Annotated in this window: 24 protein-coding genes, 1 tRNA gene and 1 pseudogene; 14 read left to right on the top strand and 12 right to left on the bottom strand. The window is 66.7% G+C overall.

Features of this window, described 5'->3' with window-relative positions; all coding sequences use genetic code 11:
* The first annotated feature begins 142 nt into the window (after window positions 1-142).
* Complete coding sequence (locus tag P0Y33_RS03770; protein ID WP_279529224.1) at window positions 143-1,228, top strand: glutamate--cysteine ligase; 1,086 nt, start codon at window positions 143-145, stop codon at window positions 1,226-1,228.
* Here P0Y33_RS03770 and P0Y33_RS03765 read toward each other — a convergent pair.
* Window positions 1,201-2,331, bottom strand: a complete 1,131-nt coding sequence (locus tag P0Y33_RS03765) for an MBL fold metallo-hydrolase (RefSeq protein ID WP_279529223.1) — start codon at window positions 2,329-2,331, stop codon at window positions 1,201-1,203. The genes P0Y33_RS03770 and P0Y33_RS03765 overlap by 28 nt on opposite strands.
* A 45-nt stretch (window positions 2,332-2,376) precedes the next feature.
* Window positions 2,377-3,645: a threonine synthase gene (locus tag P0Y33_RS03760; RefSeq protein ID WP_279529222.1), complete on the bottom strand. Its 1,269-nt coding sequence runs from the start codon at window positions 3,643-3,645 to the stop codon at window positions 2,377-2,379.
* A gap of 71 nt (window positions 3,646-3,716) precedes the next feature.
* Here P0Y33_RS03760 and P0Y33_RS03755 point away from each other — a divergent pair.
* Together P0Y33_RS03755 and P0Y33_RS03750 are read left to right on the top strand one after the other, a co-directional pair.
* Window positions 3,717-4,331, top strand: a pseudogene (locus tag P0Y33_RS03755) (helix-turn-helix domain-containing protein); the annotation flags it as partial.
* 371 nt (window positions 4,332-4,702) lie between these two features.
* Window positions 4,703-5,203, top strand: a complete 501-nt coding sequence (locus tag P0Y33_RS03750; protein WP_279529221.1) for a phosphopantetheine adenylyltransferase — start codon at window positions 4,703-4,705, stop codon at window positions 5,201-5,203.
* Window positions 5,204-5,244: 41 nt separating this feature from the next.
* Here the strand turns inward: P0Y33_RS03750 and P0Y33_RS03745 are convergent, their stop codons facing one another.
* Together P0Y33_RS03745 and P0Y33_RS03740 are read right to left on the bottom strand one after the other, a co-directional pair.
* A complete protein-coding gene (locus P0Y33_RS03745) occupies window positions 5,245-5,553 on the bottom strand; it encodes a transcription initiation factor IIB family protein (RefSeq protein WP_279529220.1) in 309 nt (102 codons plus the stop codon).
* A gap of 282 nt (window positions 5,554-5,835) precedes the next feature.
* Entirely contained in the window at window positions 5,836-7,041 is a 1,206-nt protein-coding gene (locus tag P0Y33_RS03740; RefSeq protein WP_279529219.1) for an orc1/cdc6 family replication initiation protein, read from the bottom strand.
* A gap of 579 nt (window positions 7,042-7,620) precedes the next feature.
* On the opposite strand from P0Y33_RS03740, the gene P0Y33_RS03735 reads away from it, so the two are divergent.
* Window positions 7,621-7,705 (top strand) — tRNA-Leu (locus tag P0Y33_RS03735).
* Window positions 7,706-7,767: 62 nt separating this feature from the next.
* Here the strand turns inward: P0Y33_RS03735 and P0Y33_RS03730 are convergent.
* The 4 genes from P0Y33_RS03730 to P0Y33_RS03715 form a co-directional block, all read right to left on the bottom strand.
* The gene (locus P0Y33_RS03730) at window positions 7,768-9,096 is read right to left on the bottom strand and encodes a nickel pincer cofactor-dependent isomerase, group 22 (RefSeq protein ID WP_279529218.1); all 1,329 of its coding nucleotides are present in this window, start codon (window positions 9,094-9,096) and stop codon (window positions 7,768-7,770) included.
* 103 nt (window positions 9,097-9,199) lie between these two features.
* On the bottom strand, window positions 9,200-9,865 hold the full coding sequence (locus P0Y33_RS03725) for a hypothetical protein (protein WP_279529217.1): 666 nt from the start codon (window positions 9,863-9,865) through the stop codon (window positions 9,200-9,202).
* Between the two features lie 65 nt (window positions 9,866-9,930).
* A complete protein-coding gene (locus tag P0Y33_RS03720) occupies window positions 9,931-10,602 on the bottom strand; it encodes an MBL fold metallo-hydrolase (RefSeq protein ID WP_279529216.1) in 672 nt (223 codons plus the stop codon).
* A 45-nt stretch (window positions 10,603-10,647) separates the two neighbouring features.
* The gene (locus P0Y33_RS03715; RefSeq protein ID WP_279529215.1) at window positions 10,648-11,811 is read right to left on the bottom strand and encodes a cystathionine gamma-synthase; all 1,164 of its coding nucleotides are present in this window, start codon (window positions 11,809-11,811) and stop codon (window positions 10,648-10,650) included.
* Between the two features lie 102 nt (window positions 11,812-11,913).
* Here P0Y33_RS03715 and P0Y33_RS03710 point away from each other — a divergent pair, with 102 nt between their 5' ends.
* The 9 genes from P0Y33_RS03710 (at window position 11,914) to P0Y33_RS03670 (ending at window position 18,551) form a co-directional block, all read left to right on the top strand.
* The gene (locus P0Y33_RS03710) at window positions 11,914-12,204 is read left to right on the top strand and encodes a 50S ribosomal protein L21e (RefSeq protein ID WP_279529214.1); all 291 of its coding nucleotides are present in this window, start codon (window positions 11,914-11,916) and stop codon (window positions 12,202-12,204) included.
* Between the two features lie 3 nt (window positions 12,205-12,207).
* On the top strand, window positions 12,208-12,564 hold the full coding sequence (locus P0Y33_RS03705) for an RNA polymerase Rpb4 family protein (RefSeq protein WP_279529213.1): 357 nt from the start codon (window positions 12,208-12,210) through the stop codon (window positions 12,562-12,564).
* A gap of 45 nt (window positions 12,565-12,609) precedes the next feature.
* The gene (locus P0Y33_RS03700) at window positions 12,610-13,182 is read left to right on the top strand and encodes a DUF655 domain-containing protein (RefSeq protein WP_279529212.1); all 573 of its coding nucleotides are present in this window, start codon (window positions 12,610-12,612) and stop codon (window positions 13,180-13,182) included.
* Window positions 13,183-13,416: 234 nt separating this feature from the next.
* Window positions 13,417-14,250, top strand: a complete 834-nt coding sequence (locus P0Y33_RS03695) for a 16S ribosomal RNA methyltransferase A (protein WP_279529211.1) — start codon at window positions 13,417-13,419, stop codon at window positions 14,248-14,250.
* The gene (locus P0Y33_RS03690; RefSeq protein WP_279529210.1) at window positions 14,247-15,452 is read left to right on the top strand and encodes a mechanosensitive ion channel family protein; all 1,206 of its coding nucleotides are present in this window, start codon (window positions 14,247-14,249) and stop codon (window positions 15,450-15,452) included. The genes P0Y33_RS03695 and P0Y33_RS03690 overlap by 4 nt, the downstream gene beginning before the upstream one ends.
* The gene (locus P0Y33_RS03685) at window positions 15,445-16,047 is read left to right on the top strand and encodes a HemK2/MTQ2 family protein methyltransferase (protein WP_279529209.1); all 603 of its coding nucleotides are present in this window, start codon (window positions 15,445-15,447) and stop codon (window positions 16,045-16,047) included. Before P0Y33_RS03690 ends, P0Y33_RS03685 begins: the two co-directional genes overlap by 8 nt.
* Before the next feature lie 72 nt (window positions 16,048-16,119).
* Window positions 16,120-17,109, top strand: coding sequence for a 5-methyltetrahydropteroyltriglutamate--homocysteine methyltransferase (locus P0Y33_RS03680; RefSeq protein WP_279529208.1), 990 nt, complete (start codon window positions 16,120-16,122; stop codon window positions 17,107-17,109).
* On the top strand, window positions 17,106-18,176 hold the full coding sequence (locus P0Y33_RS03675) for a methionine synthase (RefSeq protein WP_279529207.1): 1,071 nt from the start codon (window positions 17,106-17,108) through the stop codon (window positions 18,174-18,176). Before P0Y33_RS03680 ends, P0Y33_RS03675 begins: the two co-directional genes overlap by 4 nt.
* Before the next feature lie 174 nt (window positions 18,177-18,350).
* Complete coding sequence (locus tag P0Y33_RS03670; RefSeq protein ID WP_279529206.1) at window positions 18,351-18,551, top strand: hypothetical protein; 201 nt, start codon at window positions 18,351-18,353, stop codon at window positions 18,549-18,551.
* Between the two features lie 55 nt (window positions 18,552-18,606).
* On the opposite strand, the gene ndk is transcribed toward P0Y33_RS03670, so the two are convergent.
* Genes ndk through rpl7ae form a run of 4 tightly spaced genes read right to left on the bottom strand, consistent with a single transcriptional unit; the run spans window position 18,607 to window position 19,862 of the window.
* A complete protein-coding gene (gene ndk / locus P0Y33_RS03665) occupies window positions 18,607-19,071 on the bottom strand; it encodes a nucleoside-diphosphate kinase (RefSeq protein ID WP_279529205.1) in 465 nt (154 codons plus the stop codon).
* Entirely contained in the window at window positions 19,072-19,266 is a 195-nt protein-coding gene (locus P0Y33_RS03660) for a 50S ribosomal protein L24e (protein WP_279529204.1), read from the bottom strand.
* Window positions 19,267-19,268: 2 nt separating this feature from the next.
* Entirely contained in the window at window positions 19,269-19,493 is a 225-nt protein-coding gene (locus tag P0Y33_RS03655) for a 30S ribosomal protein S28e (RefSeq protein ID WP_279529203.1), read from the bottom strand.
* 6 nt (window positions 19,494-19,499) lie between these two features.
* A complete protein-coding gene (gene rpl7ae / locus P0Y33_RS03650; protein WP_279529202.1) occupies window positions 19,500-19,862 on the bottom strand; it encodes a 50S ribosomal protein L7Ae in 363 nt (120 codons plus the stop codon).
* Between the two features lie 255 nt (window positions 19,863-20,117).
* Between rpl7ae and P0Y33_RS03645 the strand changes: the two genes are divergently transcribed.
* Window positions 20,118-20,831 (top strand): hypothetical protein, encoded by a 714-nt coding sequence (locus tag P0Y33_RS03645; protein WP_279529201.1) that lies wholly within the window; start codon window positions 20,118-20,120, stop codon window positions 20,829-20,831.
* The last annotated feature ends 23 nt before the right edge of the window (window positions 20,832-20,854 follow it).

Raw genomic sequence — 20,854 nt, 5'->3', positions numbered from 1 at the left:
GGTCGGAGCGCCCGTCGGGGACGCGAGTCTCGACGGCGATTGCTCGGACCGCTCGAACTGCTCGGACCGCACGGAGAGACGAATACGCACACGCCCGCCGACTTCCCGAACTATTTACTCCCGGACGGCGAAGCACCGAGAAATGGCTACCGGTACGGGTTCCCCGGAGGCGTTCGACCGACTCGGGACGCTCGGCGTCGAGGAGGAGTTCTTCGTCGTCGACGAGACGGGCGTCCCCACTGCGGGGAGCGACGAACTCGTCTACGAGGGCGAGCCGCCCGAACTCCTGACGGACCGAATCGACCACGAACTGTTCAAGTGCGTCGTCGAGACGCAGACGCCGCTCATCGAGGACCCCGCCGAGGCCGCGACACGGGTCCGCGAGGTCCGCGAGGCGATGGTCGACTACGCCGCCTCAGAGGGGTTCCGCATCGCCGCCGCCGGTCTCCACCCCGCGGCGAAGTGGCGCGAACTCGAACACGCAGAGAAGCCGCGCTACCGCTCGCAGTTGGAGCGCATCCAGTACCCCCAGCACCGCAACACGACCGCAGGGCTTCACGTCCACGTCGGCGTCGACGACCCCGACAAGGCGGTGTGGGTCGCCAACGAGATGCGGTGGTACCTCCCCGTGATGCTCGCGCTGTCGGTGAACTCGCCCTACTGGAACGGCTTCGACACGGGTCTCCAGTCCGCCCGCGCGAAGATCTTCGAGGGCCTGCCGAACACGGGGATGCCGACGGCCTTCGACGACTACGACGACTTCGCGGGCTTCGAGGAACTGATGGTCGAGAACGGGTCCATCAACGATCGCGGCGAACTCTGGTGGGACGTCCGACCCCACTCCGGACACGGCACCGTCGAGGTGCGGACCCCCGACGGCCAGCACGACCCGGCCGTCGTCGACGCCTTCGTCGAATACACCCACGCGCTCGTGATGGACCTCGCCGAGCGCTACGAGGACGGCGAGACGGGCTACCGCCACCGTCGCGAACTCTTAGACGAGAACAAGTGGCGCGCGATGCGCCACGGCCACGACGTCTCGTTCGTCGCGAAGGACCGCTCGGGGACCGTCGACCTCGGGGAGGTCGTCGACCGCGAGTGCGAACGCCTCGGCGTGTCGGGGATTCGCGAGGTCTACGAACGCGAGAGCGGCGCCGACCGACAGCGCCGAATCCGCGACGAGGAGGGTGCTCGGGCGCTCTACGAGTCGCTGTTGCTGGAGTACTGACGCACGCGCTCGCCCTCGCGTTCAACTCGCTCTCGTAGTTCTTCTTCCGACGCGTCCTCCACTAGGTCGACGAGCGGCGCCTGCCCCTCGAACTCGGCGACGGTCTGGACGGCGTACCCCTCATCGCGGAGGTCCCACACCGTCTCGGTGCGCTCGCGGTACTGCGTCTCGCGGAGCAAGTGGTGGTCGAACCACGTGCAGGCGGGGTCGACCTCGCGGACGATTCGTGCGGCGTTGTCGACGGAGCGCTGGAGGTTCGTCCGGTTGAGCATCGGGCCGAGGAGGTAGGTCGCGGGACCGTCGAGGAAGAGCACGTCCGGGTCCACGTCGACGATCCGGTCGGCGTAGTCCTCGACGACCGGACCCTGGAGGTCCGAGGAGTGGAGGAACGTCACCTCCGGCGTCTCCACCACCGTCGCGAGCACCCACCCCGTCCGCGCGTACTCGATGCCGTGGAAGAGCGGCCCGAGGAAGCGAATCGTGGTGTCGCCGACAGTGAACGCAGCGTCGTCGGCGAAGTTCGCGAAGGCGGGTTCGCACACCCACGGTTCGCTCGTCCAGCGCTCGACGCGGTTCCAGAAGCGCTCGCGCCACTTGGAGAGGAGTTCCTCGCGGCGTTCCTGGTAGTCGCCGAAGTCCTTCTCCCGCGCGTGGTCGAGGTCGTCGTAGGGGTCGGGGTAGGTCTCGCGCCGGGGGTCGGTTGTTTCGAGGTCTGCCCCGTGATGGTCCGCGAGCGCACGGAGGAACTCCCGTGCCCGGTGCCACTGTGAGTCGTTGATCCACTGGTTCGGGTCTTTGAGCCATAGCGTCGCGTCCCCGTATCGCGACGGGTCGGGCGCGTAGTGGTCGAAGTGGTAGTGGGAGATCGCGACGTGCTCGGAGCGGTCGACGGCCGACTCGACGGCCTCGCGGGCCACCTCGCGGTAGCGGCCCTTCAGGTCGTCGGCGAGCGGGTAGGACGGTTGCATCGCGGCGACGCCAGGGTCGACGCAGATGGAGGTGTCGGGCGTCTCGACCCGACAGCACGTCGACTTCGCGCCGAGCGAGTCGCTCCACACCGGTTCGACCGTCAGGTCACCGACCTCGATGGTGTGTCTGGGCACGCGTTCGACGGGAGTTCGCCCGGCCGACTTGTGAGCGTGGTGGGCCTACTTCGCGTCCCCGAAGGCTGCGAGTTCGTCGTCCACGTCGGCGAGGTCGACCGTCGGGGCCTCTACCGTCGCGCCGGTCGCCTCCTTCAGGCCCGTGCCGGTGGCGACGACCGCGACGTCGTCGGAGGCGTCGACGGTTCCGCGGGTCGTGAGTTCCTGGAGACCGGCGAGCGCGACGGCCGAGGCCGCCTCGACGCTCAGGCCCGCCTCGGTGGCGAGTTCGCGCTGGGCGGTCCGGATGGCGTCGTCGTCGACGGCGAGGACCGCACCGCCGGTGTCGCGGGCGGCCGCGAGCGCACGCTTTCCGCTCGGCGGGTCGGGGTTCGCGATGGAGTAGGCGATCGTCTCGTCCTCCTCGACCGGCGTGACGTCCTCGGCGTCGGCTTCGAAGGCTTCGGCGATGGGCGCACAGGCGGCGGCCTGGACGAGGTAGAGCGACGGGACGTCGGCGGCGTCGAGGACGCCCGACTCACGGAGTTCGCGGAGGGCCTTCCACGCGGCGCTGGCGTGGCCACCGCTGCTGACCGGGAAGACGATGGCATCGGGTGCGGATGCGGGCGTGGACGCGGTCGCAGACGAGGCGGTGTCGGCGCCCGTGGCGAACGCCTCGCAGATTTCGAGAGTGGTGGTCTTCTGTCCCGCCGTACGGAGCGGGACGTCGGAGTTGAGGAAGGCGACTCCGTGGTCGGGGCCGACGTCGAGAGTGCGCTCGTAGAGACGACCGTAGTCGCCCGCGACCCGGCGGACGGTGGGGTCGAACTGGGCGACGACTTCGAGGCGCGCCTCGGGGACGTCCGCCGGGACGAGCACGAGACACGGCAGGTCGGCCGCGGCGGCGAACGCGGCGGTACTCATCGCCATGTTGCCGTGGGAGACGGTCCCGACTGCGGAGACGTCGCCCGCGTGGCCGGCGGCGACGGCCGCGACGCCGAGCGCGCTCCCGCGGTCCTTGAAACTCCCCGTCGGGTGCTCGCCCTCCACTTTCACGTGGACGCGGGCGCCCGCGAAGTCGTCGAGAGCAGGGGTCCGGAGGAGCGGCGTCCCGCCCGCGGCGTGGAGGAGACCGGCGTCGTCCGCTGGGACGCCGTCGACCGGGAGCAGCGGAGCGTAGCGCCACATCCCGGGCGCGTCGGTGACGGCGTCCCAGTCGAACGTCGAGAGGGCGGACGGGTCGGTGGCGAGCCAGAGCGGTTCGCCACAGTCGCACCGGGCGACCGGCGTCGTCGTCCGCGAGCCACAGTCGTAGCAGACACGTTCGAGGGGCATACCCTTCCTCGGGAACGGGGTGTTCAAAGCCTTTTTACTCGCGGCAGACTTCTGTCCCTGCAGAGACGACAATGTCCGACACGAGTGACGACAGCGACGAGCGGACGGGAGAGCCGAGCGAAGAGACGACGGCGGGGGACGCACCCGAGCAGGGTCGGGGCGCCCGCGGAAAGCTCGAACAGGAGGCCGACCGCGCCAAGTCGGGCTTCGACCAGGGCATCGTCGACATCCTCTCGTGGCTCCTCGACACGGAGACGCGTGCGCGCATCTACGTCTACCTGCGCCAGCACCCGTGGAGCACGAGCGAGGAGGTCGCCGAGGGGACCGGTCTCTACCCGAGCACCGTCCGCGAGGCGCTCGCCGAACTCGCCGAGGAGGAGACCGTCGAGCGACGCAAACGCGAGAGCGAGGGTGCGGGCAACAACCCCTACGAGTACACGGCCATCCCGCCGAGCGACCTCGTCGGCGGCGTCGTCGGTCGGGTACAGGACGAACTCAACACCGTGTTCAACCTCGACGCGAAACTCGGCCGCGGCGGCGAGAGCGGGGAGTCCGAACCCGTCCGTATCGAGGTCGAATCCGGCTCCAGCGCGGCGGCAGAGGTCGGTGAGTCGGAAGCCGAGGCCGAGACGGACGTCTCGGCGGCCGCGGAAGTCGACGACGAGGGTGCCGAAGTCGAGGGCGAAGTCGGCGCCGGTGTCGGCGTAGAAGGCGACGAAGAGAGTGCTGGCATCGAAGGCAACGTCGGGGCCAGTGCAGGTGTCGACGAGGAAGAAGGCGCCGACGCGAGCGTCGATACCGAGGTCGACGTCGAGACGCCCGACGAGGAAGGTGGCGACGGCGAGACCTCCGAAGCCGGGAGCGAGGAGGAACGCGGCGACGGCGAGACCTCCGAGACCGGGAGTGACGAGGAAGGTGACGACGAACGCAGCGACGAACGCGGCGACGAGAAGTAGCTCTCGCCGAGGTTCCTGCAACTGTTCTCGGGTCGAGCGTCTAGGTCGAACGTTCGTGTCGAACCCCAATCCCTAAGCGGTCAGGCGTCGTCGGCCGCGGTATGGACGTCGCCCTGGGCGGGACGTTCGACCCCATCCACGACGGTCACCGGAAGCTCTTCGAGCGGGCGTTCCAGCTCGGAGACGTGACCGTAGGGTTGACGAGCGACCGACTCGCGCCCAAGACACGGAACGAAGAACGACACGTCCGGCCCTTCGAGGAGCGCCGATCGCGTCTCGAAGACGAACTGGAGCGACTCGCCGACGAGTACGACCGGGAGTACGACATCCGCGAACTCGACGAACCGACCGGTATCGCGACCGAGCCGAAGTTCGACGCGCTCGTCGTCTCCCCCGAGACGGCCGAGGGCGGCGAACGCATCAACCAGATTCGCAAGGAGAAGGGTCTCGACCCACTCCGCATCGAGGTCGTCGACCACGTCCGCGCCGAGGACGGCGGCATCATCTCCAGCACCCGCATCGTCAACGGCGAAATCGACGAACACGGCAACTTGACGCCGGAACGCGAGGGACGTTCGGCGGAACCAGAGTCGGACCCATAACCAGACACGTAACCGGAGACGACGCCGCGAACGGACGAAACCTACCAGCCGGGTGCGTCGAGACCGGCGCTCTCTAAGAGTTCCTTCCACCGGCCCTGTATCGAGAGCCGAGAGACGTCCGCCGCTTCGGCGACTTTCGTCTGTGAACGCTGCTCACCAGCGATGAGCGCGGCGGCGTAGACGCTCGCCGCGAGGACCGCGCGTTTCGACCGGTCCTCGTCCGGGAGGTCGGTGAGGAAGAGTTCCTGTGCCGTCGAGCGCGCGTCCGAGCCGAGTTCCAGTCGGTCCGCGACCGCGTCGAGTTCCTGGAGCCACTCCCGCTGGTTCACTTCGTCTCCCGCACGGTACATACCTACGTGTTCGTCCGAACACACTTAAACACACGGCGACAGTTCGGCGAGGCTCGACCGAAGGCTGTCGGCGGACACCCCCTCCCCCCATATGTAGAGTGTTTCCGTGGTAGAGAGGGGAGGGGTCGGAAGGTGACCCCCTCCCCCCACATGTAGAGTGTTCCGGCGGGAGAAGGAAGGGGGATTGAGAGGGTACGAAGAGCGAGGGTGGAAGGGAGTGAGAAAGGGGAAGAGACCGGAGAACAGGATGGAGGACGCGGATTCAGAAGGACGGACGCGGATTCAGAGGGTCTGCTGACGGTAGCGTTCGTCGGGGAGTTCGATGTCGACGAGGACGTCCTGGACGACGCCGACAGCCTGGTTGCTCTCGTAGGTGTTGTAGCGGCCACCGCGTCGCCCTTCGTTGTGTTCGTACTTCGAGGCGAAGCCGAGCATCGCGAGGTCGTCAAGTTGGTCCCGGAGTCGGTCGCTGACCAGCGGGTCCGTCCCGTTGTACTCACAGAGGTACTCGTAGAACTGGTAGACCTCCTTCGTCCGAACGTCGCCGCCGGTGTCCTCGGTGAGTTGCGAGAGGGCGAGGAGCGCGTGTTTCCCGTGGACGGTGAGGTCCTTGATGGCGTCCTTTATCTTCCCGCGTTCGATGTTCTTCTGTGCCTCGGCGATGATCTGCTCGGTGATGACGCCGTCGCGTTCGGTGGCGATGTCGCCGCCCTCCCGGAGGAGTTCGATGGCCTGTCGAGCACTCCCGCTGTCCTTGGCGGCGAGTGCGGCACACTGGTTGATAACCGCGGCGTCGTAGGTGTCCTCGACCAGCGCGCGTTCGGCGCGGTGTGTGAGGATGGTCCGGAGTTCCGTCGCGTCGTAGGGGGAGAACGTGATCTCCTTCTCACAGAGGGTGTCCTTGACCTGCGGGGAGAGTTGTTCGCGGAACCGATAGTCGTTCGAGATACCGATGACGCCCACGCGCGTTCCTTCCAACTTGCCGTTCGCACGAGCACGCGGGAGTTCGTAGAGGAGGTCGTCGTCCGAACCGATGGCGTCGATTTCGTCGAGGACGATGAGGATCGTCCCACCGATGGCTTCGAGTTCCTCGTACAGTGAGCGGTAGACCGTCTGGGAGGGGAGTCCAGTGTCCGGGAGTTGCTCGCCGGTTTCGCGGAGTTGGTTGACCAACCCGACGGCGACCTGGTAGGAACTCGTGAGACTCCGGCAGTTCTGCCAGATGGTCGTCACCTCGTCGGCCTCCTCGGCGGCGAGTTGTTCGTTCAACTTCCGGAGCATGTACTTCGTGACCACCGTCTTCCCGACACCGGTCTTCCCGTAGAGGAAGATGTTGTTCGGTGCGTTCTGCTTCGTGATCGGTCGGAGTGCTCCGGCGTACGCCTGCTTCTCTTCCTCGCGTTCGAGGATTTCGTCCGGCTGGTACTCCTCGTTGAGGACGTCCCGGTTGACGAAGACCTCGTTCAGTTCCTCGAATGGATTCCCCATAGCCCGTACTCCCCACGAACCGGAGTGAAGTAATAAATCCATCGATGGTGTGAAGTCGTTAGTTGTCGTATGATGCCCCCGGCACGTAGAGTGTTTCACTGGACTTTCGGGCTTCACTGGACTTCACCGGACTCCGGTTGACGGCCAACGCCGGCCGAATCGTCGTCGATTCGACTCGTTCGGTTCGAGCGACCCCGTCCGAGTCTCGTTGGCCGACGACGGCCAGTTCGAGTACTGGTCGCTCGAACGTCGGTTCGCCGTCGGCACTTCGGACCCCACCCCCTCTCGACGCCGAGAACAGTCTACAACTGGGGGGAGGGGGTTCCGCCACTTCGTCGTCCGGACGACCGCCGATTCACCCCCGTTCCCACTCGTCCACCCCGCTCCGGCGTCGAGAACAGTCTACAACTGGGGGGAGGGAGTTCCCGCTCCATCGACCGGCGATCCGCCCCCGTGTTCCGTCGTGCCCGGTGTGTGAGCGCAAAACACTCTACATATGGGGTGGGTGTGTGGCTGTGAGACGACACCTACTTGTCGCCGCCACCCAAAACGGGAACTGCGCATTTCGCGCGAGTTCGAGTGCGGGTAGCCAAGCCAGGCCAACGGCGTAGCGCTTAGGACGCTATCCCGTAGGGGTCCGCCGGTTCGAATCCGGTCCCGCACACTTCTACTGTGAACGGAGACGAGTAGCGATGGCTCAGGATGGGCCAGTCGCCGGTGTCTCGGTTAGTGGTCCGGCGACTCGTCGACGAACTCCCCGTCTCCGTCGAACTCGACCGCCGAAGGTTCCTCGACGACGCGGAGGTCGTCGCGGTCGCGTGCCGCCTCCACGAGCGGTGCCGAGGCGTAACAGCGCTTCAGTCGCATCGTGTCCGTGGCCCGGAGGACGCGCGCCTCGTCGCCGGGAACGGGACCGATGGTCCCGAGTGCCGCCGTCAGCCCCGCGCGGTCGTTCTCGACGACCGGCGGGAGGCGTACCCCGCGGACGGTACTGGCCGTGATGGCGTTGATGAGCGACTTCGACCAGTCGAGGCCCTGGAGGACGTCGTCGTGGACGAAGTCGGCCTGTCCCATCCCCATCGCGTTCCCCTTCGTCTTCTCGGTGAACCCGCGGGTGAAGACGCGCTTCACCTCGGGCGTCTCCGGTTCCGGTTCGTCGATGGTGAAGTGGCGCCGTCCCGTGACGTTCGTGTCCATCCCCTGGCCGCTAACGTCCTTGCCCATCTGGTCGACGACGAGGACGTCCAGTTCGTCGAAGGGGAGTTTCGGCATGAGTTCCCACGAGAGTTCGAGGAGTTCGGCCTCGCGTTCGAGGAACCCCGACGGCGGAATCCCCTCGACGAGGGTCGTGTCGTCGTGTTGGTCCTCGACGATGGCGACGCCGCCGGCCACGGGGAGGGCGTCGAGTAACTGCTCGGTGATCTCGGGGATCATGTTGCGCAGACTCCAGTCGACCGCCCAGTCGTGGGCCATCTTCGCGCCGCGCTGTTTGCCCATCCCGATGACGAGCATCTTCGAGAGGCCGCTCTCGACCTCGCCGCTGAAGTCGGTGTGTGGCTTGACGCGGTTCACCGGGACGATGGCGTCGGCGGCGACGGCGTTCGCGTCGGCGTACACCGGCACGCCGCGGTCAGGCGTCTCGCCGACCTGTTCGACCGCCATCGTGGCGCGAATCTCGCAGCCGATGGACTCCTCGGTGACGCCGAGCGTCTCGAGTTTCTCGCGTTGGCCCTCGGCGGTCGCACCGCCGTGGCTCCCCATCGCGGGGAAGACGAACGGTTCGTACCCTCGATCACGAACGCCGTCGACGACGCCGCGGACCAGTTCGGGGAGGTTGGCGATCCCTCGACTCCCCGCCCCGACGGCTACTTCGCCGCCTTCGGGGACGTCCTCGAAGTCGAGGTCGTCGACTGCGTCGGCTGCCACGCCCGCTACCTCGTCGGCCGGAATCGGGTCGACGTCCCACACCTGTTCGACGACGCCCAGCGCCGGGAGGTCGACGTCACCGCAAGCTTCCCGGATGGTGTCTTCGGAGACTGTGAGGTGTTCTCGCATGTTGTGTGGACAGTGTGAACACGCAGAGATAAACCTACGGAAGACTGCAGGCCGTTCGACGCCAGTCCGGGAGCGCCAGTCCGGGAACCCCTGTCCCGAAGCGCTACTGGTGTTCGACCTGGACGTCGAATCCCCACGCCGCCCGCCCGAGGAAGTCGCCATCGGCGAACCGGTAGGTGCCCGCCGGCAGACACGCTGCGTCGTCGTGTTGCCCGACGAGCGTGTACCGGTGACGGACCGACGCACCGGCGGCTAACTCCTTTCGCTGGAGGTACTCGGGGAGGACGAGTCCGTCTGCAGCCTGCCAGCACCCGTCCGTGGGCGCTTCCGGGACGATACCGCTACCCTGGGTCTCCGTGGCGGGTCCGGGGACCGCGACGAGCGTCGCGTCCGCCGACGCGTGCTTCGCCCAGATGGCCGACCACGGGACGACCGGGCCGAACTGGTAGGTCTGTGCCGACCCGGTGTCGTTGGTCACTTCGACCGCCAACTCCGCAGGTGCGGTCTCCGAGAAGTTCTGCGTGAGCCTCACCGAGACGCTCGCGTCGAGGGCGTCGGTGACGGTGTCGGGTTCGACGGCGACGACTCGCGTCGGGAACGGTCCCGTGGTCGTGGTGTCGCCGTCGGCGGGGTCTCCGCTGGTCGTCGTGTCACTGTTCGTCCCGTTCCCGGCCCCGCCGTCACCGTCCGCACCGGTACACCCGGCGAGGACGGTACTCCCGACGACACCGAGTGCACCGACCGATTCGAGGAACGTCCGTCGCTTCACAGTCGTCGAGACGGCTCCCCCGACTAAACGCCTTCTGGAGGGTGAAACGAGCGTTTCACTGATCCTCACTCGACGAGGGCGGCGACGTCCTCCTCGTCGGCCGGCACGTAGCCGCCGTGGAAGGCGAGCACGCCCTCGACGTCGAGGTCCGCGAGCCGCTCGACTGAGTCCATCGCCCGGTCCATCTCGGGCGTGAAGCCCTCGGCCGGTCGCTGGACGCCGTCGGCGTCGGCGGTCAGCGCGTCGCCCGCGAGGAGCAGTCGACACGCGGGGAGGTACAGCGAGACGTGTCCGGGGGTGTGCCCCGGCGTCTCGACGACGCGGAGTGGGCCGGCCGCAGTCGAGATGGCGACACCCTCGACGACCTCGACGTCCACCCGCGCGGGCGGGTAGCGCTCGGCGTCTTCGGGAGTCTTCAGTGGCCACGTCTCGCCCTCGACGAACGGAACCTCTTCGGAGTGAGCGAGCACCTCGGCGTCCGTCTCGTCGAGCAGCGCGGAGAGCGCGCCCGCGTGGTCGCCGTCGTGGTGGGTGAGGACGACGAGGTCGACGTCGTCGAGGGCGAATCCGTGTTCGTCGAGGGCGTCGGAGAGTCCATCGAGGTGCCCCGGTAGTGCCGTGTCGACGAGGACGAGCGAGCCGTCCTCGCGTTCGACCGCCGACGGGTGGAAGGTCCGGACGTTCTCTGGCTGTTCGATGCGCCACGGGAGACTGTAGACACCTTCTGCGAGTTCCATAGACGGGCCGTCGAGTGGAACCGAGAAATAGCTAGTCCCGGCCGACTACTCCAGGACGCTCTCGATGGCTTGCTGGAGGTCGGCCTTCAGGTCCTCGACGTGCTCGATACCGACGCTCGCGCGGATGAGCGGGTCGGTCAACCCGGCGGCCTCGCGTTCCTCCTGCGGGATGGCGGCGTGGGTCATCGCCGCCGGCTGTTCGATGAGCGACTCCACCCCGCCCAGTGACTCCGCGAGGGTGAAGACGTGGGTGTTCGAGACGACGTCGCTGGCCTCCGCGAGGGTGGCGTCGAGTTCGAAGGAGAGCATCCCGCCGAAGTCGTCCATCTGCTCGGCGGCGAGGTCGTGCTGGCGGTGGCTCTCCAGTCCGGGGTAGTAGACGTGCTCGACGTGTTCGTGGTCGTCGAGCCACTGGGCCAACTCGCGGGCGTTCTCGCAGTGGCGGTCCATCCGGACGGGGAGGCTCTTCGTCCCGCGGAGGACGAGGAAGCAGTCGAACGGCGAGGGGGTCGCGCCCACGGAGTTCTGGTAGAAGCCGATGCGCTCGTCGAGGTCCGCGTCGTCGGTCACGAGCGCGCCCGCGACGAGGTCGGAGTGACCGCCGAGGTACTTGGTGAGCGAGTGGGCGACGATGTCGGCGCCGTGTTCGAGGGGACGCTGGAGGTAGGGCGTCGCGAACGTGTTGTCGACGGCGCAGAGCGCGTCGTACTCGTGGGCGATCTCGGAGAGCGCGGCAATGTCGTTGACGCGCATCAGCGGGTTCGTCGGTGTCTCTACCCACACCAACTCCGTCTCCTCGCGCATCGCCTCGCGGACGGCGTCGTGGTCGGTAGTGTCGACGAAGTCGAACTCAAGGTCGTACTCCTCGTACACCTGGGTCATGATGCGGTGGGTGCCGCCGTAGACGTCGTCGCCGGTGACGACGTGGTCGCCGGCCTTGAGGAGGTTGAGGACGGTGTTGATGGCGCCCATCCCCGAGGAGAAGGCGCGGCCGTACTCCCCGCCTTCCAGTGCGGCGAGGTTGTCCTCCAGGTCGGTCCGCGTCGGGTTGGCGGTCCGGGAGTACTCGTAGCCGGTGTGCTCGCCGGGTGCGGATTGCTCGTAGGTGGAATTGGCGTAGATGGGCGTCATCAGCGCGCCGGTCTCCTCGTCGGGTTCCTGGCCGGCGTGGATGGCCCGCGTCTCGAAGCGCTCGTGGTCCTCGGACATACTCGACGCGTCGCGCGCGCGGGAGTTAGGTCCGTTGGTGCGACGACGAGACCCAGAACGTGCGTTTTATAACGCCGACGGCAGTAGGACACCCATACGACTATGCCGAGCTCCAACGGACCCCTCAACAGCAGCCGGGAGAAGCTCTCGAACAAGCCCCGCGAGCGCGGGATGTCCCCGCCCCAGCGCGCCGTCGCCGAGTTCGACGAGGGCCAGAAGGTCCACCTGAAGCTCGACCCCAGCGTCTCCGAGGGTCGCTTCCACCCGCGTTTCAGCGGCCTCACCGGTGAGGTCGTCGGCACGCAGGGTCGCGCGTACAAGGTCGAGGTCAACGACAACGGCAAGACCAAGACCGTCATCGCCAAGCCCGCCCACCTCCGCGCACAGGAGTAGACGATGACGATCTTCAAGGAGAAGGTCGACGAGGAGTTCCTCACCGTCTCCGAGGCGAAGGAGGCCCTCGCCGACGTCGAGGCCGAACGCGCCGCCGACGAGGAGCGAGAACTCCGCTACGAACTCGCGCGCGCCGTCGAGCACGTCAACCGCTTCGCCGTCCTCGACCCCGAAGAGTCACGCGAACTCGTCGAAGAACTCCTCGAGTTCGAGCAGCTCGGCGAGCCGGAGGCGCACAAGATCGCCGACCTCCTGCCCCAGTCCCGGACCGAACTCCGCGCGGTGTTCGCCCAGGAGCGCTACGCGCTCTCCGGCGACGAACTCGACGACGTTCTCGACGTCGTCGCGAAGTACGCGTAGCGCATCTGCCGACTTTTTAAGTACCCCGTCGGCGTACAGACAGGTATGACCGACGACGAGTCCCCCGACTCTGACAGCGAACGCTACGCGGTCGTCCTCGACGTACTCCACCACGGCCGGACCGACGGTGTGCGCTCGCGGTTCGACCCACCCATTGCCTTCGCCGTCGACGAGGAGGACTTCACGCTCTACGAGGTGAGCCTCGCCGACGACGCCGACATCTCCATCGACGACCGCATCCGCGTCCAACCCGACTTCGAGGAGGGGGTGAAACGCGGCCACACCGTCGACTACGACGACCTGACCGACGGCGCGCGCTCGGAACTCGACTACGTCGTCGAGGAGATCGTCGAGGCCAACGAACGCCAGTTCGTCGACTTCTACAACGACGCACAGGCCGTCTCGCTGCGCCAGCACCAACTCGACCTCGTCCCCGGTATCGGGAGCACGCTCCGCGACAAGATTCTCGACGAGCGCAAACGCGGCCCCTTCGAGAGCTTCGAGGACCTCGACGAGCGCGTCTCGGGTCTCCACAACCCGAAGGAGGTCGTCGTCGAGCGGATCCTCTCGGAGATCAAGGACGGCGACGTGAAGTACCACCTCTTCGTCCGGAGTTAACTCGACCCCCTCTCCGGAGACTCCGGAACCGTCGCTGCCCGCTTCGTCGAGATTCTCCCTCCCTCAGGTCGCTCACGGGTCGTTCCTCCCCGTTCGCGTTTCGAGATTCTCGCTACTCGCGTGTCGCTCCCACCGGTCGCTCCCGCTCGCCAGTCCGAGATCCTCGACGGCTCACGGTGTTCGCCGTCTTCGAATCTCGCTGGCTTTACACCCTTTCCACCGCTATACCCGACAATGACCGACTACAGGGACCCCGACGAACTCATCCGCCGCGCCGGCCGCGGCAACCCCGAGTTCGACCAGCACTTCCTCGTCGACGACCGGGTACTGGACCGCATCCCGACCTACGCCGACGAGTTCGACACGACCCACGTCCTCGAAATCGGCGGCGGGACCGGCGCACTCACCGACCGACTCCTCGACGTCGCGGAGAAGGTGACCGTAATCGAGCGTGACCCGAACCTCGCGGAGTTCGTCCGCGAGGAGTTCGCCGAAGTCGTCGAAGCCGGCCGCCTCGACGTGATCCAGGGCGACGCGCTGGAGGTCGACCTCCCGGACTACACCGTGTGTATCTCGAACCTCCCCTACAGCGCCTCCAGCGACCTCACGTTCCGTCTGCTCCCTGAGGGGAAGCCCGCGGTCCTGATGTACCAACTGGAGTTCGCCGAGCGGATGGCCGCCGAACCGGGGACCTCCGAGTACGGCCGGCTCACGGTCGCAACTCAACACTACGCCGACGTCGAACTCGTCGAGGAGGTTCCCCGCGAGGCGTTCGACCCGCAACCGCGCGTCGAGAGCGCCATCGTCCGACTCACTCCCCGCGCGCCCGAGTACGAAGTCGACGACGAGGACTTCTTCCTACGCTTCGTGAAGGCGCTGTTCACCCAGCGCCGGAAGAACGTCCGCAACGCCATCCGCAACACGGCCCACATCTCTGGACTCGATGCACCCGAGGCCATCGTCGACGCCCTCGACGAGGAGACGCTCCGCAAGCGCCCCGGCGACCTCCGGCCGTCGACGTTCGCCGAACTCGCGAACATCGCACTGGAGGTGGGTGAACCGACGTGAGCGCCACCGCGACGACAACTACCTCGACTACGACGACTACGACGACCGCTGGCGCCGCGAACGCACTCGCCGCGAGCGACCTCCAGGTCGCCCTCTCGGTCGGCACGGTGTTCCTCCTGCTGGTAGCCTGGTTCGCCGGGCGTCGCGTCGCCGACCGCCTCCGCGGTGACGTCAGCGAACACGTCCTGAACGTCGCGCTCGCCGTGTTCCTGTTCGTCCTCGTCCTCGCCGGGAGCGGCGCACTCGTCGTCGTCTGGGGGGCGACAGGAGAGATCGCGACACTCCTCCAGAACTCGACGTTCGGGGAGCGGCCGGTCATCCTCGGGACGCGCGCACTCGTCACGGTCGGGCTGTTCGTCCTCGTCTACGTCGCGACCGGCGTCGTCCACAGCGCGATGGACAACTTCGTCAAGCGCCGCGAGGGCATCTCCGAACACCAGACCGAGGTCACCTTCCGCGTCCTCCAACTCGTCCTCTACACCGCGTTCGTACTGTTGGTCCTTGGTCTCTGGAACGTGAACCTCTCGGGGCTACTCATCGGGGCCGGCTTCGCCGGCATCGTCTTCGGGTTGGCCGCGCGACAGACGCTCGGCGCCCTCCTCGCCGGGTTCGTCCTCATGTTCTCTCGTCCCTTCGAGATCGGCGACTGGGTCGAGATCGGCGACAACGAGGGCATCGTCACCGACATCACCATCGTCAACACGCGCATCCAGACGTTCGACGGCGAGTACGTGATGCTCCCGAACGACGTCGTCGGCGCGACCGACATCGTCAACAAGTCCCGCAAGGGACGGTTGCGCCACCACGTCGAGGTGGGCGTCGACTACAACACCGACGTCGAACACGCCGTCGAGGTCGCCGCCGAGGCGATGAAGGACGTCGAAGAGATCCTCACGGTCCCGCGTCCACAGGCCGTCCTCACGGAGTTCGGCGCCTCCGCCGTGACCATCGACCTCCGCTTCTGGATCGACAAGCCGAGCGCGCGCCGGAAGTGGCGCGCCCACACTGCCGTCATCGCGGCGGTCCACGACGCGTTCCGCGAGGAAGGTATCAAGATCCCGTTCCCGCAGCGCGAACTCTCCGGTCGGGCCGAGACCGGCGGCTTCCGTGTTGCCGGCGGCGTGCCCGAGGGCGCGGTCAGCGCCGAGGCCGGTGACGCGACGAACGGAGACACGACTGACGAGACGAACGCAGATGACTGACGACACGACACCAGACACGTCCGACGACCTCGCCGCCCGCCGCGGCGTCGAGACCGAGGTGTACCAACCGGCCGAAGACTCACAGCTCCTCGCCGAGCAGGCGGTCGCGGAGGTCGGCTCCGACCACTGCGTCCTCGAAGTCGGGACCGGTTCGGGCTTCGTCGCCCAGCGCGTCGCCGAGGAGTCCGGCGCCCGCGTCGTCGCGAGCGACCTCAACCCCCACGCGTGCCGGCAGGCCCGCGAACGCGGCATCGAGGCGGTCCGCGCAGACCTCGTCACTCCCTTCCGCGACGACGCCTTCGACGTCGTCCTGTTCAACCCACCGTACCTCCCGGAGGACGCCGCCGCGGCCCGCGAAGACTGGATGGAGGTCGCGCTCACCGGTGGCGAGACGGGCCGAGAGGTCATCGACCCCTTCCTCGACGCCGTCGGCCGCGTACTCGCCCCCGATGGGTTCGTCCTCCTGCTCGTGAGCACACTCACCGGCGTCGACGAAGTGGTCGAGCGCGCCGCCGACAACGGCTTCAGCGCCGCCGCGCTCGCCGACGAATCGTTCCCCTTCGAGACGCTCACGATCTTGAAGCTCGTGCGCTAGTCGCTGCAATTACTGTCGAGTATAATCCGGTAGAGAAAATATTAAACACCCGCATTTCCTACCTCTGTCTACATGGACATCGTCGCGACTACACCGGGGCTCTATCCGCTGCCGGATTTCGCCCGAGAGGAGTTGGCCAACTTGAAAGGCCACCAGAAGGGCGACCTCATCAGCGGTGACGAATCAGAAGAGATCCAGGCCGTCTACCGCGAGGCCCGCGAGGACCTCGTGGCGGCACAGCGGGACGCCGGTCTCGACCGCGTCGTCGAGGGTCAGGCCCGCTGGGACGACATGCTCGCCCACCCGCTGGCCGTCCACGATAGCGTCAGCACCGAGGGCATCGTCCGCTACTTCGACAACAACAACTTCTACCGCGAGCCGGTCGTCGAGGGCGACCTCGACTTCAGCGGCGACGTCGCGGCGGAACTCGAGGCGGCCGCCGAACTCACCGACGACCTGCAGGCCGTCCTCCCCGGTCCGTACACGCTGGCCGACCTCGCGACCGACGAGTACTACGGCGACGAAGCCGACTTCCTCGCGGCCATCGCGGACTTCCTCGCGGGCGAGGCCGAGGCCTTCCCCGACGTAGAGACGCTGTTCCTCCTCGAACCGTCGCTCGCGACGAACGCACCCGGCGACGGCGCCGACGAGCGCGCCAGCGAGGCCATCGACGCCGTCGCCTCGGCCGTCGACACCGAGGTCGTCGTCCAGCCCTACTGGGGCGCACTCGAGGAGAAGGTGTACGCCCACGTCCTCGACGCCGATATCGACGCGGTCGGCTTCGACCTCGTCACCGAGCACGAACAGAACCTCTACAACGCGCAGGAGTACGGCACGACCGACTCCGTCTCGCTTGGTCTCGTCGACGGTCAGAACACGCTCGTCGAGGACCCCGAGACGGTCCGCGAGCGCGTCGACTGGTTCGTCGACAACACGCACGGCGACCCGGAGACCGTCTACGCCAGTTCGAACACCGAGTTGTTCTACCTGCCCGTCAACAAGTTCCACGAGAAACTCGAGGTCCTCGGTGCGGCCGCCGACCTCGAGGAGGTGAAAGCATGAGCGACAACCGCGAACAGTTCCGACCCCCCGAACACGACAACGAGCACTTCCTCCTGACCACCGTCGTCGGCTCCTACCCGAAGCCGACGTGGCTGAACCGCGCCCGCGACCTCTACGAAGACGAGGACGCGGAGTTCGACGGCAACGACTGGGAGGAAGCGAAAGACGACGCCGCCCGCCTCATCACCGAGGAGCACGAACGCGCGGGTCTCGACGTCGTCGTCGACGGAGAGATGCGGCGCAACGAGATGGTCGAGTTCTTCGCCGACCGAATCGAGGGCTACGAGTTCAACGGCCCTGTCAAGGTGTGGGGGCACAACTACTTCGACAAGCCCTCGGTCGCCGCGGAGGTCGAGTACGACGAGTCGTGGCTCGTCGACGAGTACGTCTACACCGCGGACGTCGCCGAGCGACCCGTGAAGGTGCCCATCACCGGTCCCTACACGCTCGCCTCCTGGAGCTTCAACGAGGCCTACGAGAACGAGGCCGAACTCGCCTACGACCTCGCGGACCTCGTCAATGAGGAGATCGAGAAACTCGTCGACGCCGGCGCCCGCTACATCCAGATCGACGAACCGGCGCTCGCGACGACGCCGGACGACCACGCCATCGTCGGCGAGTGTCTCGAACGCATCGTCGCCGGTATCCCGGACGACGTCCGCATCGGCCTGCACGTCTGCTACGGCGACTACTCCCGTATCTACCCCGAGATCCTGGAGTTCCCCGTCGACGAGTTCGACCTCGAACTCGCCAACGGCGACTACGAGCAACTCGACGTGTTCAAAGACCCCGCCTTCGACGCGGATCTCGCACTCGGCGTCGTCGACGCCCACGTCGCCGAGGTCGAGTCCGTCGAACAGATCAAGGAGAACATCCAGAAGGGCCTGGAGGTCGTCCCGCCCGAGCAACTCACCGTCAGCCCCGACTGTGGCGTGAAACTCCTGCCCCGCGAGGTCGCCTACGGTAAGATGGAGAACATGGTCACGGCCGCCCGCGAGGTCGAGGCCGAACTCGACGCCGGCGAGATCGACGTCCCCGAGCACGGCGCCGTCAGCGCCGACGACTGAAGCGGAAAGCGCGGTACGGCGACTGCCGACCGGTCTCTTCTCACTTTTTCGCCTACACGCCGACCCTGCGAGCCACTGCACCACTCCTCGGAGTCGTCCCAGTGGCGACCGTGGAGTCTCGACACTCCATCGTCGTGGCGTATATTTTTCCCAGTAGGAGTACTTGGAAAATATATGCTCGTACCCGCCGGAGTCGCGATCCCGGACGCAGTCGCCGCCGCGACACTCTTCGTGGTGGCTGTGAACGCGCTGACACTCACCGTCGTCGTCCGTTCGCGCTCGCGAGCCGGTATCTACGGCTTCTTCGGCGTGTTCACGACGACGTTGTTCGTCCTCGCTGGCGTCGTCGTCGAGTCGGGTTGGGCGCCGTCGTGACGTGGCCGAAGCGGCCGCTACGCGGCGAGTGAAAAACGCGAAAGAGAGAGAAGCGCTACTCGTAGACCCACTGGGAGAGGTCTTTCTCCCAGTCGACGAGTTCGTCCTCGTCGAAGAAGAGCGCGATCTCGCGCTCGTTGGCGCCGGGGTCCTCGTGATCCGAGCCGTGGATGATGTTGTGACCGAGGTCGTTCCCGTAGTCACCGCGGATGGTGCCGGGGGCGGCCTCCTGCGCGTCGGTCGCGCCCATCATCTGACGGACCTGTCGCGTGACGTCGTCACCTTCCCAGACCATCGCGAAGACGGGTCCGGAGGTGATGAACTCGACGAGACCCTCGAAGAAGGGCTTGTCCTCGTGCTCGCCGTAGTGCTCGTGCGCGAGGTCCTCGTCGATCTGCATGAACTTCGCACCGACCATCTTCAGGCCCTTGTCCTCCAGGCGGCCGACGATGTCGCCGATGAGACCGCGCTGGACGCCGTCGGGCTTGACCATGACGAAGGTGCGCTCGGCGTCGCTCATCTATTCGCCCTCGCCGCCTTCGGCCTGGCCTTCCTCGGTCCACTCGAGGTCGCGTGGCTCGCGGCCGAGGTCGGCGTTCTTCTCACACTTCGACGAGCAGAAGTGGACGGTGCTGCCGTCGTTGTAGACGAACATCGTGCCCGTACCGGGCTCGATGTCGTCGCCGCAGTAGTCGCATTCGCGAGTCTGTGGCATTGTTACTGGCCTCCGATGGAGTCGGCTTCGCGGGCCGTCTCGCGGAGCTGGAGCACGTCACCGACGCGCACCGGCCCGAGGACGTTCCGCGTGATGATGCGGCCCTGGTTCGAGCCCTCTTGAATGCGGCACTTCACCTGCATCGCCTCGCCGTGCATCCCGGTCTTTCCGACGACCTCGATAACCTCGGCGGACGTGGAGCTCTCTTCGGATTCCTCTGCACTCATGGGTGGTTACTGGAGGTCCTCGAACTTCGTCGCGATGTCCTCGACCTCGCCCTCGGCATCGCCGGCGTCGACGATGGCCGCGGCGGCGCTGCCGACCTCGAGGCCGGCGGCGTTACCGACTTCGTCCTGCGTCTCGACGAAGATGTAGGGAATGCCCTTCTCGTCCGCGATCTCGGGCAGGTGCATCACGATCTCTTCGGGGGAGACGTCCTCGGCGACGACGACGAGCGAAGCGTTGCCACGCTCGACGGCTTTGGTCGTCTCGTTGGTTCCTTTCTTGACTGTTCCGGTGTCACGAGCGACCTCGAGGGCTTCGAGGGTTCGCTCCTGCAGGTCTGCTGGGACGTCGTAGTCTACGTATACTGGCATTGTTGTTCACCTATATCCTGCAGTCGGGCTTGCGCTCCCCCGCCATTCGGATTCCTTTGTGGCTAGGAGCATCATGACCCCCGCAGGCTGTACTACTAGTGTGGGCACCCCTCGGTTAAAAGAGCTTTCAAACCCATCTCCCGTGCGAGTGACGCGCAGGGACCCCGAACACGGAGTTCGAACGGGACCAAAGCTATACGTGGCGACCCGGAGAAATCGTGGCCGTGACGCTCTCCATCGAAGACGCACTCTCCCGTGGCTTCAGCCGGACAGTCGCCCGCAAACGGGCTCCTCCTCGTCGCCATCTCCTACGTCCTGAACGTCGTCAACGCGGCGACTGGTCCCCGGACCGCCGCGTTCCCCGACCAGGCGCCGTTCCCCGCCGGGGCCGCACAGCCACTCGTCCCCGTCCCGCTTGCCGTCGACGCCGTCCTCTCGCTCCTCGTCGGCGTCGTCGGCATGGTCGTCACCATCGCCGCGCTCCGACTCTTCGTCGGTGAGGAGACCGAATCGCTGTCGGTCGACCTGTTCACCAGGAACGGCGTCTGGGCGCTCCTCAACTTCGTCGCCGGGACGATCGTCTTCGGCATCGTCGTCTTCGTCGGCTTCCTCCTGCTCGTCGTCCCGGGTATCTTCCTCCTGACGACGCTCTTCTACTGGCCGGTGTTCGTCGCCGTCGAGGACGAGAACTTCGCCGAGGCCCTCCAGTCCAGTTGGGAGTTGACGAAGGGGAGTCGCCTCCGCGTCTTCCTCCTGGGTGTCGTCTTCTTCGTCGTCGCCTTCGTCGTCAGCGTCGTCTTCGGGCTCCCCGCCGTCCTGCTCGGTCCGGTCGGCTTCCTCGTCACGGCCGTCGGGACGTCCTTCGTGGCCATCCTCGGGAACGCGGTGCTCGCCTCCGCCTACCTCCAACTCCAAGCCGAAGACGGGTCGACCGACGCCGGGCCGACCCCGGTCGTCGCTCGCGAGTAGCGAACGAAAACGCCCTTCTCCCG

Source organism: Halospeciosus flavus (assembly GCF_029814175.1).
Lineage (GTDB): Archaea > Halobacteriota > Halobacteria > Halobacteriales > Halobacteriaceae > Halospeciosus > Halospeciosus flavus.
Note: the sequence above shows the minus strand (reverse complement) of the source record. Positions and strands in the feature narration are given on the sequence as shown.